The following is a 13,657-nucleotide window of genomic DNA, read 5'->3' as shown; positions in this document are numbered from 1 at the left end:
CGCCGACACCCGGCTTTTTGCCGACCTGCGGACGGCTAATAGGATCGTCCCGCCCGCAACGGGCGGTGCGAAGGAGGACACGTGGCCACTGGCGGCAAGGGGCGCGCAGACCGTGAGGTGCGCGATCGCAATCGTGCGTATCTCGCGCGCAAGGAGTTCCACGACGGTCAGGTCCGCCGACGCACCCGCGACGATGTCATCGCAGGTGTCGCAGGCGGCATCCTGATCCTTGCGATCCTCGGCGGGCAGATCCTCTACTTCACGGCCGGACCGGGCGCCTCGCACCCGTCGCCGTCGAGCACGCCGTCGCCCGCGCCGAGCGCGTCCTGAGCGACCTCGGAGCGCCGTGACCGGCGTACTAGGCTGAGATCCGTCCATTCCCCCCCGACAGGCGCCTGGCGCCGCGACGAGGTGCACCCCGTGACTGCAACGGCAGAATCCACCCCCGACCAGACCGAGCCCTGGGGCCGCGTCGAAGAAGACGGCACCGTGTCGGTGCGCGAAGGCGCAGAGTGGCGCGTCGTCGGCCAGTACCCCGACGGGTCGGCCGAAGAGGCCCTCGCCTACTACGAGCGCAAGTACACCGACCTCGCCGGTGAGGTCACGCTCCTCGAGGTCCGCCACCGCCGTGGCGGTGCGTCCGCATCCGACCTCCGCTCCACGGCCTCGACGCTGCGCGGCAAGGTCTCGGGCGCTGCCGCCGTCGGGGATCTCGCGTCGCTCGACGCCCGCCTCGAGGCGCTCGTCGCTGAGCTGTCCGCCGCCACCGAGACAGAAGCCGCCGCCGCCCGCGAGGCCGTCGACGAGGCGATCCGGGAGCGCACCGTGCTCGTCGAGCAGGCCGAGGCACTGGCCGCTCGCGACCCCCGCACGGTCCAGTGGCGCCAGGCCGGCGCCGAGATGACCTCGCTCTTCGACCAGTGGCAGTCCCAGCAGCAGAACGGCCCGCGCCTGCCGAAGTCCGTCGCCCAGCAGCTCTGGAAGCGATTCCGCGACGCTCGCGCGACCGTCGACAAGCACCGCCGCGAGTTCTACGCCGAGCTCGACGAGACCCACAAGGCCGCCCGTGACGCCAAGACGCGTCTCGTGGAGAAGGCCGAGGCGCTCGCACCGCGCGGCGAGGACGGCATCGGCGCCTACCGCGATCTTCTCGACCAGTGGAAGGGCGCCGGTCGCGCAGGCAAGAAGGTCGACGACGCACTGTGGGCCCGCTTCAAGGCCGCCGGCGACGCGCTGTACGGCGCGCGCGCCGACCGCGAGACCGCGGAGGCGGAGGAGTCGCGCGAGAAGATCGACCAGAAGCGTGCGCTTCTGGTCGAGGCCGCAGCCGTCGCCGACGAGCAGAGCCTGCCTGCCGCGCGCACGCTGCTCACCGGCATCCAGCGTCGCTGGGACGAGATCGGCCGCATCTTCCCGCGCGACAAGGAGCGCGCGCTCGACGACGAGCTCCGCAAGGTCGAGCAGGCGCTGCGCACCCGCGAGGACTCGGACTGGAAGCGCAACAACCCCGAGACCAAGGCCCGCGCCAATGACATGACGCGGCAGCTGACGGAGGCCATCGAGAAGCTCGAGGCCGAGCTCGCCGCAGCGCAGGCGTCGGGAGACAAGGCCGCGATCGCGCAGGCATCCGAGGCGCTCGAAGCCCGCAAGACCTGGCTGCGCGCGCTCGGCGGCTGATTGATCCACAGGAAGACGGATGCGGCGAACGCCGCGACGCGCGATGCGGCACACTTCCGTGCATGCATCGCGCGTTCCTCTTCTTCCCCGGTGATCGGCTCTCGGAGGCGGAGCTGTGCGCCGCCCGGCTCGACGGACACGTCGTCGAAGTCGGCTGCGCCTATGCACCCGCGGACACGGTGGAGACCGCGGCGCTGCGCGCCGCATCCCTTCTTCCGGTCGTCGGAACCACCCTCGCCGCCTCGCACCTGACCGCGGCATGGGTACACGGCGCGATCGGCGAACCGCCGGCGCGGCACACGGTCCAGCGTGCCGTCGGGCGTCGCGCGCACGCGCTGGTGGACTCACGGACGCACTACCGGGATGTATGCGTGCCCGACGGCGATCTGCACCGGATCGGCGGCGTGCTCGTCACGACGCCTGAGCGGACGCTCGCCGACCTCGCCCGCGTCGACGATGCGGCGCACACCTCGGCGTTCGAGCGGTTCGCGGATGCCGAACCGGGCCTCGCCGCTCACGCGCTGGCGTGGCTCGACCGCCAGGGACCGGTGTGGGCGAAGCGCGCAGGGCGTGCACGGCTCCGCGCGCGGATTCAGGAGGAGGTCACACGGTACACGTCGTAGACCGCGTCGATGCGCCGCACGGCGTTCAGGACGCGGTCGAGGTGGACGATGTCGCCCATCTCGAACACGAAACGGCTGAGCGCGAGGCGGTCGTTCGTCGTCTGCACGGTCGCCGACAGGATGTTGACGTGATGCTCGCTGAGGACACGGGTGACGTCGCTGAGGAGTCCGGACCGGTCGAGGGCCTCCACCTGGATCTGCACGAGGAAGATGCTCTTGGACGTCGGTGCCCATTCGACCTCGATGAGGCGCTCCGGATCCGCCATGAGCGACTTCACGTTGGTGCAGTCCGCGCGGTGCACGGACACGCCGCTCCCGCGCGTCACGAAGCCCACGATCGGGTCGCCCGGAACGGGCGTGCAGCACTTCGCGAGCTTGACGAGGATGTCAGGGGCTCCGCGCACGAGGACACCGGAGTCGCCGGCGCGCTGCTGACGCGCGCGACCGACATGCGGCAGCTCGATCGGACCGGTGACGGTCTCGTTGACGGTGACGAGCGCGGTGACCTTCTCGATGACCGACTGCGTCGAGACGTGCCCCTCGCCGACCGCCGCGTACAGCGCGGAGACGTCTTCGTACCGCAGCTGGTGCGCCACCTCGGTGAACGAGTCCTGGCTCATGAGCCGCTGCAGCGGAAGGTTCTGCCGGCGCATCGCGCGGGCGATCGCCTCCTTGCCCTGCTCGATCGCCTCTTCCCGGCGCTCCTTCGTGAACCAGCCGCGGATCTTGCTCCGCGCACGCGTGCTCTTGACGAAGCTCAGCCAGTCCTGGCTGGGCCCGGCATCCGGGTTCTTCGAGGTGAACACCTCGACGACATCGCCGCTGGACAGCGTGGACTCCAGCGGCACGAGACGCCCGTTGACCTTGGCGCCCATCGTGCGGTGCCCGATCTCGGTGTGCACCGCGTAGGCGAAGTCGACGGGGGTGGCGCCCGACGGGAGGCCGATCACGCGCCCCTTCGGCGTGAAGACGTAGACCTCTTTCGCGCCGATCTCGAAGCGCAGCGAATCGAGGAACTCCCCCGGATCCGCCGTCTCCGCCTGCCAGTCCGAGATGCGGGCGAGCCACGCCATGTCGGTGTCGAAGGCCTTGGCGTCGCTCTTGCCGCCGGCCATCCGCTCCTTGTACTTCCAGTGCGCCGCGACGCCGTACTCGGCCTGCTGGTGCATCTCGTGGGTACGGATCTGGATCTCCACGGTGCGGCCGCCAGGCCCGATCACCGTCGTGTGCAGCGACTGGTAGAGGTTGAACTTCGGCGTGGCGATGTAGTCCTTGAACCGGCCGGGCAGCGGTGTCCAGCGCGCGTGGATCGCACCCAGCACGGCGTAGCAGTCGCGCACCGTGCCGACGATGACGCGGATGCCGATGAGATCGTAGATGTCGTCGAACTCGCGACCGCGCACGACCATCTTCTGATAGACGGAGTACAGCTGCTTCGGCCGCCCCAGGACGTTCCCCCGGATGCGCAGCTCGCGCAGGTCGGTCTCGACCGACTCGATGACGGTGTGCACGTACTGCTCGCGCTGCGGCGTGCGCTGGCGCACGAGGCTCTCGATCTCGGCGTAGAGCTTCGGGTGCAGAACGGCGAACGACAGATCCTCGAGTTCGGACTTGATCGTCTGGATGCCGAGGCGATGGGCCAGCGGCGCGTAGATCTCGAGGGTCTCCGTCGCCTTCTTCTGCGCCTTCTCTGGGGGCACGAAACCCCACGTGCGCGCGTTGTGCAGGCGGTCGGCGAGCTTGATGAGCAGGACCCGGATGTCCTTGGACATCGCGACGATCATCTTGCGGACCGTCTCGGCCTGCGCGCTCTCCCCGTACTTGACCTTGTCGAGCTTGGTGACGCCGTCGACCAGCATGGCGACCTCGTCGCCGAACTCGTCGGCCAGGGCCTCGAGCGTGTAGTCCGTGTCCTCGACGGTGTCGTGCAGCAGCGCGGCGGCGATCGCCCGCGGGCCGAGCCCGAGATCCGCGAGGATCTGGGCCACGGCCAGCGGGTGCGTGATGTAGGGCTCGCCGCTCTGCCGCACCTGCCCGTCGTGTGCCCGCTCGGCGACGGCATACGCCCGTTCGACGACCGCGAGGTCGCCCTTCGGGTGGTGCGCCCGGACGGTGTGCAGCAGCTGGTCGACCCCGTCGCGGCGCACCGAACGCGAGAAGATACGCGGAACCAGACGGCGCAGCGAAGAGGACTGCCCAGCGGCAGCGGCGGTCTCGGTCATCCCGTCACCCCCACCCTCCGCTGGATCCCCTCATCCTATGCCCGGGCAGACCCTCAGGCCGCGGCCACCGCCTTCGCCCGCGTCGAGCGCACCTTCGTGTCATGCGTCTTGATCGCCGGCTCCGACTCGCGGAAGAGCGAGTACAGAGGTGCCGCGACGAACAGCGTCGAATACGCGGCCACGATGATGCCGACGAAGATCGACAGCGAGATGTCGCTGAGCGTCTGCGCGCCGAGCCAGAACACGCCGATGAACAGGATCGCGCCGACCGGGAGGATGGCGACGACCGTCGTGTTGATCGAACGGATGAGCGTCTGGTTGACCGCGAGGTTCACCGACTCGCCGAAGGTGCGGGTCATCCCCTCACCGTCGGCCCTCGTATTCTCACGGATCTTGTCGAAGACGACTGTAGTGTCGTACAGCGAGTACGCGAGGATCGTGAGGAAGCCGATGACCGCCGCCGGCGAGATCGCGAAGCCGCACGCCGCGTAGACGCCGATCGTGATGATCAGCACGTCCACGAGTCCGATGATCGCCGACATCGACATCTTCCAGGTGCGGAAGTACAGCGCGAGGATGAGGAACGTCAGCGCGAGGAAGATCGCAAGGCCCCACAGCGACTGCCGCGTGACGTCGGCACCCCAGCTCGGGCCGATGAACGAGGTCGTGACCTCGCTCTCCGGGACGTTGTACGCGTCGGCGAGCGCCTTCGAGACCGCCTGCGTCTGCTCGGGACTCATCTGGTCGGTCTGGACGCGCACGGTGTCCTTGCCGACCGTCGTGACCTTGGTGACCGCACCCGGAACGACGGAGTGCACCGCATCCGTCGCCGTCTGCTGGTTCGGATTCGCGACGTTCGAGACCGTGAACTGCGCTCCGCCCGTGAACTCGATGGAGAACTGGATCGGACGGAACAGCGGGACGAGCACCGAGGCCAGGACGAGCACGCTCGCGATGATGAACCACAGGCGGCGTCGGCCGATGAAGGGGAAGGAGACCTTGCCCGAGTAGAGATCGTTGCCGAACTGGCTCATGCGGCCCATCAGTCGTCGCCCTTCGCGGAGTTCTTCGTCGACGCATCCCCCGTGCCGCCCTTCGCGGTCACGCTGCCCGCCTCTGCGAGCTCCTGCGCCTGCTTGCGTTCGGCGATCGTCTGCCGGCGCTCGGCCTCACCGCGCGAACGAGCCACGCGGCCCTTCGAGACGGAGGCCACCGGGGCGCGGAACTCCGCACGTCCGCGATATACGGCGCCCAGCGCATCCGGGTCGAGACCCGAGAGCTTGTGGCCGGAGCCGAAGAACCGCGTGCGCGCAAGCAGCTGCATCACGGGGTGCGTGAAGAGGATGAAGATCATGATGTCGATCAGGGTCGTGAGGCCCAGCGTGAACGCGAAGCCCTTGACCGTCGCGTCGGCGAGGATGTACAGCACCACTGCGGCGAGGATGTTGATCGACTTCGACACGTAGATCGTGCGCTTCGCTCGGCCCCAGCCGTCTTCGACGGCGCTCGTGATGGTCTTGCCTTCGCGCAGCTCGTCTCGTATTCGCTCGAAGTACACGATGAACGAGTCCGCTGTGAAGCCGATCGTCACGATGAGGCCCGCGACGCCGGCGAGCGACAGGCGGAAGCCCATGCGCCAGCCGAGGATGCAGAGCATCAGATAGGTGATGACGCCCATCACCGCGAGGGACGCGATGATCACGAACCCGAGCGCGCGGTAGACGATCAGCGAGTACACCGCGACGAGCGCGAGACCGATGAGGCCGGCGATGAGGCCGATCATCAGCTGCTGCGAGCCGAGCGTCGCCGAAATGGTGTCGGAGCTCACGACCTTGAAGCTCAAGGGCAGCGCGCCGTACTTCAGCTGGTCAGCCAGGACCTGAGCCGACTGCTGCGTGAACGATCCAGAGATGCTCGGGTTGCCGTCGAGGATGACCGCGTTCATCGACGGTGCCGAAAGCACGTACCCGTCGAGGACGAACGCGAACTGGTTCAGCGGCGCAGTCTTCCCGTACAGACGCTGGCTGATCTCACCGAACGTCTTCGTGCCGTCGGCGTTGAACTTCAGGTTGACGGTCCACTGGCCGTTCTGCGTGTTGACCCCGGAGGTCGCGTCGCTGATCGACGAGCCGTCGAGCTCGACCGGCCCGAGGATGAACTTCTCAGTGCCGGCCGGGTTGCAGGTGATGAGCGGCTGGTCCTTCGGCGCATTGGCCGGATCGTTCGCCTTGTCCTTGCAGTCGTACGCGAGGTACTGCGCCTGCAGCTCGGGCGTGATCCAGTTCGTGTCGCTGCCGTTCGTCGGTGCCACCGTCGGCGTGGCCCGCAGAGACGGATCCGGCGTCGGGTACGGCGTCGACTTGCCGTCCTGCCCGACGAAGCTCGTCGCGGGCGACCCGGTGAACAGCACGGCGCGCAGCTGCAGCTGGGCGGACGCCTCGATGCGCTTGCGCGTCTGCTCGTCCGCCTGGCCCGGGATCTGGACGACGATGTTCTTGCCGCCCTCGGTGGTCACATCCGACTCGCCGACGCCCGAGGCGTCGATGCGCTGACGGATGATCGTCACCGCCTGGTTCATCTGGTCGGTCGTCGGCGCGCTCCCGTTGGCGGTCTGCGCCTCGAGGATGATCTGCGTGCCGCCCTGCAGGTCGAGAGCCAGCTGCGGCACCCATGAGCTCTGCTTGAAGACGTAGACGCCGACCGCGTTGATGCCGAACAGCACCGCGATGATGATGAGGAGTCCGGTCAGCGCACGCCACGCATGCCGGACGGGAGTGGATGTGGCCACGAAGGGTCAGCTTTCTCTGGCGGGGCGGCTTCTGGCCGCCACGGTCACTTCTGGTCGGAGTCGTTCTCGTTCTTGAGCCGCTCCGCGGTCTCCTCGGCGGTCTCCACGTGCGGGGCGGCGTCGCCCTGCTCGATGGACTCGTGCGAGCCGTCGATCGCCTCGTGCGCGCCGGGCTCCTCGGTGGGGGTCACGACGCGGAGGATGGCCTGGCTGTGGACCTTGATGTCGACGCCAGGAGCGATCTCGACGATCGCCGGCTGGTCGAGGTTCTCGGGGTCGAACGAGATGATCGTGCCGTACAGGCCGCCCTGCAGCATCACCTCTGCGCCGGGAACCGTCTGCTTGGCCTTCGCCTCCTGCTCGAGCTTCTGCTTGGCCATGCGGCGACGCGAGCTCCAGAACATGAAGACGAGGAGGACGGCCAGGAGGATGATCAGGCCGTACTGCTGAATGAACTGCATGCGGAGGTCGCACCTTTCGATATCGGCGCGTGCCAGGGGCTGCGTCGCCGAGGGGGCTGTGTGGTGGCTGAGAGCCTCCCCGATTATAAGTCATCCAATCTGATGACCCCGTCCGGGTGGGGTGCGCCGAGGTGCGCATACGCCTCCGGAGTGGCCACGCGGCCGCGCGGCGTGCGGCCCATGAACCCGATGCGGACGAGATAGGGCTCCACCACGGACTCGATCGTCTCAGGCTCCTCGCCGACCGCGACCGCGAGCGTCGAGAGGCCGACGGGGCCGCCGCGGAAGCGCCGGACGAGGGCGTCCAGCACCGCGCGGTCGAGCCGGTCGAGCCCGATCGAATCGACGTCGTACAGTTCGAGCGCAGCGGCCACGGAGGCCTCGTCGGCGTCGGTGCGATGGACGATCGCATAGTCGCGCACACGCCGCAGCAGGCGGTTGGCGATGCGCGGAGTGCCGCGCGATCGCCGGGCGATCTCGGCGCGGGCCTGCGGGGGCAGCGCGACGCCGAGCATCGCCGCCGAGCGCTCGACGACCCGCTCGAGCTCTTCCGGGTCGTAGTACTCCAAGTGCCCGGTGAAGCCGAACCGGTCGCGCAGCGGGTTCGGCAGAAGTCCGGAGCGCGTCGTCGCGCCGACGAGCGTGAACGGCGCGAGATCGAGCGGGATGCTCGTCGCACCGGCGCCCTTGCCGACCATGATGTCGATGCGGAAGTCCTCCATCGCGAGGTAGAGCATCTCTTCGGCGGAGCGCGCCATGCGGTGCACCTCGTCGATGAAGAGCACCTCGCCCGGCGTGAGGCTCGACAGCAGTGCCGCGAGGTCGCCCGCGTGCTGGATGGCGGGCCCGCTCGAGAGCCGCAGCGGCCGCCCGCTCTCGTGAGCGACGATCATCGCGAGCGTCGTCTTGCCGAGCCCGGGAGGACCGGAAAGGAGGATGTGGTCGGCGGGACGCTGCTGGATGCGCGCCGCATCGAGGAGCAGCTGGAGCTGGCCGCGGACCTTCTTCTGCCCGACGAACTCGGCCAGCGACGAAGGACGCAGCGCGCCCTCGATCGCGAGCTCGGTCTCGTCCTCCGGCGTACCCGTGTCGCGCAGGTCATCCACCGACGGGCTCCTTCCGCGCGGGGCCGAGCTCCGCGAGGGTCAGCCGCAGCAGGACGGGAACGGTGGCATCCGTCGTCGTCTCGGCGACCGACGCCACGGCCTCGGCCGCCACGCGCTCCGACCAGCCGAGGCCGATGAGCGCCTGCACCACCTGCGCCGCGACGGCGCCCGAGCCGGCCCCCGCGCGCCCGGCGACGGGCGCGCCTACCGGCGCCACGATCTTGCCTGCGAGCTGCACGACGATGAGCTTGGCGGTCTTCGGGCCGATGCCCGACACGCGGCGGAACGGCGCATCATCTTCCGCCGCGACCGCCTCTGCGATCTGGCCGACGGTGAGGCTCGACAGGACGCCGAGGGCGGACTTCGGGCCGACCCCGGTCACCCCGAGGAGCAGCCCGAAGGCGTCGAGCTCGTCGCGTTCGGAGAAGCCGTAGAGCGACAGCGCGTCTTCGCGGACGATCAGCGTCGTGTGCAGCCGCACCTCGTCGCCGAGGTGCACCGTGCGCGCGACCTGCGGCGTCACCGCGACGGAGAACCCGACGCCGCCCACATCGATGACGACCGAATCGTCGGACACGTGCAGCACCGAGCCGCGCAACGAGGAGATCATCCCCCCACCCTAGTGATCGCTTCGGACATATCTTCGAAACGACACGCCTCAGCGTCGCGCGAGGCGCTCCGCATCCGCCCACGCCCGCTGCGCGGGGGTCAACGGGGCCGTCCGCGTCGGCGCCGGCCCACGGCGCCACGCGTGACACAGGGCGAGGGCGAGGGCGTCGGCGGCATCCGCCGGCTTCGGGAGGGCGTCGAGACGGAGGACGCGGGCGACCATCGTCTGCACCTGGAGCTTGTCAGCGGAGCCGTACCCCGTGATCGCCGCCTTCACCTCGCTCGGGGTGTGCGTCTCGGCCGCGAGACCGCGCTCCCCCGCGAGCATGAGGGCGACGCCGCTCGCCTGAGCCGTTCCCATCACCGTGGAGCGATTGTTCTGCGCGAAGACGCGCTCGACGGCGACGACATCAGGCCGATGCTCGTCGAGCACGGCGCGGATGCCCGCTGCGATGATCGCGAGGCGGCGTTCGATGGCCTCATCCGCCGCGGAGCGCACCACGCCGACGTGCACGAGGGTCGCCGATCGATCGGGCGCGACATCGACGACGCCGATGCCGCACCGGGTCAGACCGGGATCGACCCCCATGACTCGCAGCGTGGACACTCCCCCACGCTAGACGCCTCGGCGCGGGTCAGCGCCGAGGCGCGCGCGTCACTCGTCCTCTTCGAGCTCCGCCTGGACGTCGGCGCTCAGGTCGAAGTTGCTGAAGACGTTCTGCACGTCGTCGCTGTCCTCGAGGGCGTCGATGAGGCGGAAGATCTTGCGCGCCGTGTCGGCGTCGATCTCGACCTTGAGGTTCGGGACGAACTCCACGTCGGCCGACTCGTAGTCGATGCCCGCGTCCTGCAGCGCCGTACGGACCGCGACGAGGTCGGAGGCCTCGGTGATGACTTCGAAGCCCTCCGCGTGCGGCTCGATCTCCTCGGCGCCGGCCTCGAGGGCGGCCATCATGACGTCGTCCTCGGTGGTGCCTTCGCCGCCCACGACGATGACGCCCTTGCGGGTGAAGTTGTATGCGACGCTGCCCGGGTCGGCGAGCGTTCCGCCGTTGCGGCTGAGGGCCGTGCGCACCTCGGCGGCCGCACGGTTCTTGTTGTCGGTCAGACACTCGATCATGAGCGCGACGCCGTTCGGGCCATAGCCCTCGTACATGATCGACGCGTACTCGACCGACTCGCCGCCGATGCCGGCGCCGCGCTTGATGGCCCGGTCGATGTTGTCCTTCGGGACGGAGGTCTTCTTCGCCTTCAGAACGGCGTCGAACAGCGTGGGGTTGCCCGCCAGATCAGCTCCGCCCAGCTTCGCGGCCACCTCGATGTTCTTGATGAGCTTGGCCCACGACTTGGCACGACGCGCGTCGATGACGGCCTTCTTGTGCTTGGTCGTTGCCCACTTGGAATGCCCGGACATGGTGCTCCTGAATCTCTCGGCGACGTCTTCCGCCGAAGGACCATTCTAGAACAGCGCCTCGCCGTGACCGCGGAGGGGGCGGATCAGACGACGATCTTGAGCAGCGTCCGAAGGTTGCGGGTCGTCGTCGCCGGCTTGAACCGCGCCCGCCCGAGCAGCTTGCCGAGCGGCGTGTCGACGGTCATCCCCACCGGCGGATTCCAGTAGACGACATCGGGCCCGGCGGCGACGGGGTCGAGATCGGGGTCCGCGGATGCCGCGACGATCTCGTCCCGCGTGGCCTCGTCGACACAGAAGATCGCGTAGGGCTGGCGGCCCGCATCCGTCTCGTCGAACGGGAACCCGTCGACGACCGCACGCAGCTCCGTCATCGTCGGCAGGAGGATCCACGCGTCGTAGCCGAAGCGCTCGCGCAAGCCGGTCTCGATCAGGCGCTTCAGATCCGTACGATCGGCCGCATCCGTGGCGAACACGACGTTGCCGCTCGCCAGCACGGTGCGCGCCTCAGTGAACCCGAGGTCGCGGAAGAGTGCCGCGAGGTCGGCGCTGCGCACGGTGACGCCGTTGACATTGACCCCGCGCAGGAGCGCCACCCAGTCCGTCACAGCACGAACTCGAATCCGAACCGCGACGACAGCAGCGCCACGAGGTCTCGGGGGATCTTCGCGATGTACGCGGGAGCGGGCACGAGCGTGTCCGCCTCGCCGATGAACGGGAAGTAGATGGGTCCGTCGATCTCGCGCTCGAGACGGTTGCGGATGTCGACGATCTCCCCGCCGATGCGGCGGAGCGAAGCCAGGCTGATGGGCTTGGCGAGCCGCAGTGTGTCGCTCACCGGCATGCGCCAGTGCGGGAGATCCTCACCGTCGCGCTCGTGCGTCTCCTCCCCCAGCGGGCCGAGGACGCGCCCCCATCCGCCGAAGCCGGGCTGAGCGAGGGTGCGATCCCACACGAACAGCGTGTCCCCGGGTTCGGTGTAGGCGACCAATTCGTGGGACCACTCGAACCGGCGCTCGTCGTCGGCCTTCGGCGCCAGGAGCGCATCGCCCACGACGCCGCGCGATGGCGCGATCATCCAGTAGCGCTCCTCGGGCGCATCCCCCCACCAGTCGTTGATCGCCATCGTGCCAGCGTAACCGGATGGTGCGCGCCGCTCAGGCGGCGCGCACCGTGTCCAGGAACAGTTCGTGGAAGCGGTGCTCACCGGTGACCTCCGGGTGGAAGGACGTGCCGAGGAGCACCCCCTGCCGCACCGCGACGACCCGGCCGTCTGCGAGGGTCGCCAGGGGTTCGACGCCGGCGCCCACGCGCTCCACCAGCGGGGCGCGGATGAAGACCGCGTGCACCGGCGGTGCGCCGACGGCGGGCACCTCCAGGTCGGTCTCGAACGAGTCGACCTGGCTGCCGAAGGCGTTGCGCCGGACGACGACGTCGAGCCCGCCGAGCGTCTCCTGACCGTCGATGCCGTCGGTGATCCGATCGGCGAGGAGGATCAGCCCTGCACACGTGCCGTAGACCGGCATGCCGGCCGCGATCCGGGAGCGGAGCGGCTCCTGCATCCCGAACGCCCGCGACATCTTGTCGATGACGCTCGACTCCCCTCCAGGGAGGACGAGACCGTCCACTGCGGCGAGCTCCTCGGGCCGGCGCACGAGGATCACCTCGGCGCCGAGCCCGGTGAGCACCCGCGCATGTTCGCGCACGTCGCCCTGCAGGGCGAGAACCCCGACCCGGGGACGTGCCGTGGTCACCAGCCGCGCTCGGATAGGCGGTGCGGCGCGGGGAGATCGGCGACGTTGATGCCGACCATCGCCTCGCCGAGACCGCGCGAGACATCCGCGATCACCTTGGGGTCGTCGTAGAAGGTCGTGGCCTTCACGATCGCCGCGGCGCGCTTGGCCGGGTCGCCCGACTTGAAGATGCCCGAACCGACGAAGACACCGTCCGCGCCCATCTGCATCATCATCGCGGCGTCCGCGGGGGTTGCGACGCCTCCCGCGACGAAGAGCACGACGGGCAGCTTGCCGGTCGCGGCGACCTCGGCGACGAGCTCGTACGGCGCCTGCAGCTCCTTGGCGGCGACGTACAACTCGTCCTTCGAGAGGGACGAGAGGACGTTGATCTCACCGGTGATCTTGCGGATGTGCTTCGTCGCCTCGGAGACGTCGCCCGTGCCCGCCTCGCCCTTGGAGCGGATCATGGCGGCGCCCTCGTTGATGCGACGCAGGGCCTCGCCCAGGTTCGTCGCGCCGCAGACGAAGGGAACCGTGAAGCCCCACTTGTCGATGTGGTTGACGTAGTCGGCCGGCGAGAGCACCTCGGACTCGTCGATGTAGTCGACGCCGAGCTCCTGCAGCACCTGCGCCTCGACGAAATGGCCGATGCGGGCCTTGGCCATCACGGGGATCGAGACGGCCTCGATGATGCCGTCGATCATGTCCGGGTCGCTCATGCGGGAGACGCCGCCCTGCGCGCGGATGTCGGCGGGAACGCGCTCGAGCGCCATGACGGCGACAGCGCCGGCGTCCTCGGCGATCTTCGCCTGGTCGGGGGTGACGACGTCCATGATGACGCCGCCCTTGAGCATCTCGGCGAGACCGCGCTTGACGCGGCTGGATCCGGTTTCGGGTGTCGACACGGGAGTTCCCTTCGGAGGTCGCGTCCAGCGCGACGGAGATGAATGGGTTCGGACAATGTCAGGTATTGGCCTAGGCCAAAAGATAGCATGGCGGGGACGGGGCCGACAGCACGGGAGGA

General features: G+C 69.1%; 15 protein-coding genes. 3 read left to right on the top strand and 12 right to left on the bottom strand.

All coding sequences use genetic code 11. From position 1 onward, the window contains the following. Positions 1-81 precede the first annotated feature (81 nt). The 3 genes from QSV35_RS10505 (at position 82) to QSV35_RS10495 (ending at position 2,300) form a co-directional block, all read left to right on the top strand. Positions 82-330, top strand: a complete 249-nt coding sequence (locus QSV35_RS10505) for a dioxygenase (protein WP_286288690.1) — start codon at positions 82-84, stop codon at positions 328-330. Positions 331-420: 90 nt separating this feature from the next. Further along, positions 421-1,677 carry a DUF349 domain-containing protein gene (locus QSV35_RS10500; RefSeq protein ID WP_286288689.1) on the top strand — a complete coding sequence of 419 codons (1,257 nt, stop codon included), beginning with the start codon at positions 421-423 and terminating at the stop codon, positions 1,675-1,677. A 62-nt stretch (positions 1,678-1,739) separates the two neighbouring features. After that, positions 1,740-2,300: a hypothetical protein gene (locus QSV35_RS10495; RefSeq protein ID WP_286288688.1), complete on the top strand. Its 561-nt coding sequence runs from the start codon at positions 1,740-1,742 to the stop codon at positions 2,298-2,300. Here QSV35_RS10495 and QSV35_RS10490 read toward each other — a convergent pair. The 12 genes from QSV35_RS10490 to pdxS form a co-directional block, all read right to left on the bottom strand. Next, a complete protein-coding gene (locus tag QSV35_RS10490; protein WP_286288687.1) occupies positions 2,270-4,522 on the bottom strand; it encodes a RelA/SpoT family protein in 2,253 nt (750 codons plus the stop codon). The genes QSV35_RS10495 and QSV35_RS10490 overlap by 31 nt on opposite strands. 53 nt (positions 4,523-4,575) lie before the next feature. Continuing rightward, positions 4,576-5,565, bottom strand: a complete 990-nt coding sequence (secF, locus tag QSV35_RS10485) for a protein translocase subunit SecF (protein WP_286288686.1) — start codon at positions 5,563-5,565, stop codon at positions 4,576-4,578. After that, positions 5,565-7,310: a protein translocase subunit SecD gene (gene secD / locus QSV35_RS10480; RefSeq protein WP_286288685.1), complete on the bottom strand. Its 1,746-nt coding sequence runs from the start codon at positions 7,308-7,310 to the stop codon at positions 5,565-5,567. The genes secF and secD overlap by 1 nt, the downstream gene beginning before the upstream one ends. Positions 7,311-7,354: 44 nt before the next feature. Continuing rightward, the gene (locus QSV35_RS10475; RefSeq protein WP_286288684.1) at positions 7,355-7,771 is read right to left on the bottom strand and encodes a preprotein translocase subunit YajC; all 417 of its coding nucleotides are present in this window, start codon (positions 7,769-7,771) and stop codon (positions 7,355-7,357) included. Between the two features lie 83 nt (positions 7,772-7,854). Next, positions 7,855-8,877: a Holliday junction branch migration DNA helicase RuvB gene (gene ruvB, locus QSV35_RS10470; RefSeq protein WP_286288683.1), complete on the bottom strand. Its 1,023-nt coding sequence runs from the start codon at positions 8,875-8,877 to the stop codon at positions 7,855-7,857. Further along, entirely contained in the window at positions 8,870-9,487 is a 618-nt protein-coding gene (gene ruvA, locus QSV35_RS10465) for a Holliday junction branch migration protein RuvA (protein ID WP_286288682.1), read from the bottom strand. The genes ruvB and ruvA overlap by 8 nt, the downstream gene beginning before the upstream one ends. Before the next feature lie 48 nt (positions 9,488-9,535). Beyond that, complete coding sequence (gene ruvC / locus QSV35_RS10460) at positions 9,536-10,075, bottom strand: crossover junction endodeoxyribonuclease RuvC (protein WP_286289095.1); 540 nt, start codon at positions 10,073-10,075, stop codon at positions 9,536-9,538. Positions 10,076-10,141: 66 nt separating this feature from the next. Then, complete coding sequence (locus tag QSV35_RS10455) at positions 10,142-10,900, bottom strand: YebC/PmpR family DNA-binding transcriptional regulator (RefSeq protein WP_286288681.1); 759 nt, start codon at positions 10,898-10,900, stop codon at positions 10,142-10,144. 83 nt (positions 10,901-10,983) lie between these two features. Further along, on the bottom strand, positions 10,984-11,505 hold the full coding sequence (locus QSV35_RS10450) for a DUF1697 domain-containing protein (protein WP_286288680.1): 522 nt from the start codon (positions 11,503-11,505) through the stop codon (positions 10,984-10,986). Next, positions 11,502-12,023 (bottom strand): hypothetical protein, encoded by a 522-nt coding sequence (locus QSV35_RS10445; protein WP_286288679.1) that lies wholly within the window; start codon positions 12,021-12,023, stop codon positions 11,502-11,504. Before QSV35_RS10445 ends, QSV35_RS10450 begins: the two co-directional genes overlap by 4 nt. Positions 12,024-12,054: 31 nt before the next feature. Then, complete coding sequence (gene pdxT, locus QSV35_RS10440) at positions 12,055-12,654, bottom strand: pyridoxal 5'-phosphate synthase glutaminase subunit PdxT (protein WP_286289094.1); 600 nt, start codon at positions 12,652-12,654, stop codon at positions 12,055-12,057. Beyond that, positions 12,648-13,538 carry a pyridoxal 5'-phosphate synthase lyase subunit PdxS gene (gene pdxS, locus QSV35_RS10435; protein ID WP_286288678.1) on the bottom strand — a complete coding sequence of 297 codons (891 nt, stop codon included), beginning with the start codon at positions 13,536-13,538 and terminating at the stop codon, positions 12,648-12,650. Before pdxS ends, pdxT begins: the two co-directional genes overlap by 7 nt. Positions 13,539-13,657: the final 119 nt, after the last annotated feature.

The sequence above is a fragment of the Microbacterium candidum genome (genome assembly GCF_030315975.1).
In the GTDB taxonomy this organism is placed as follows: Bacteria; Actinomycetota; Actinomycetes; order Actinomycetales; family Microbacteriaceae; genus Microbacterium; species Microbacterium candidum.
This window is presented reverse-complemented; position numbering and strand designations above follow the sequence as displayed.

Excerpts from the sequence above, each read along its gene's own strand:
- QSV35_RS10445 (WP_286288679.1), bottom strand. The coding sequence starts at position 12,023 with ATGGCGATCAACGACTGGTGGGGGGATGCGCCCGAGGAGCGCTACTGG.
- ruvA (WP_286288682.1), bottom strand. The coding sequence starts at position 9,487 with ATGATCTCCTCGTTGCGCGGCTCGGTGCTGCACGTGTCCGACGATTCG.
- QSV35_RS10490 (WP_286288687.1), bottom strand. The coding sequence starts at position 4,522 with ATGACCGAGACCGCCGCTGCCGCTGGGCAGTCCTCTTCGCTGCGCCGT.
- QSV35_RS10475 (WP_286288684.1), bottom strand. The coding sequence starts at position 7,771 with ATGCAGTTCATTCAGCAGTACGGCCTGATCATCCTCCTGGCCGTCCTC.
- QSV35_RS10455 (WP_286288681.1), bottom strand. The coding sequence starts at position 10,900 with ATGTCCGGGCATTCCAAGTGGGCAACGACCAAGCACAAGAAGGCCGTC.
- ruvC (WP_286289095.1), bottom strand. The coding sequence starts at position 10,075 with ATGGGGGTCGATCCCGGTCTGACCCGGTGCGGCATCGGCGTCGTCGAT.
- secF (WP_286288686.1), bottom strand. The coding sequence starts at position 5,565 with ATGGGCCGCATGAGCCAGTTCGGCAACGATCTCTACTCGGGCAAGGTC.
- QSV35_RS10495 (WP_286288688.1), top strand. The coding sequence starts at position 1,740 with ATGCATCGCGCGTTCCTCTTCTTCCCCGGTGATCGGCTCTCGGAGGCG.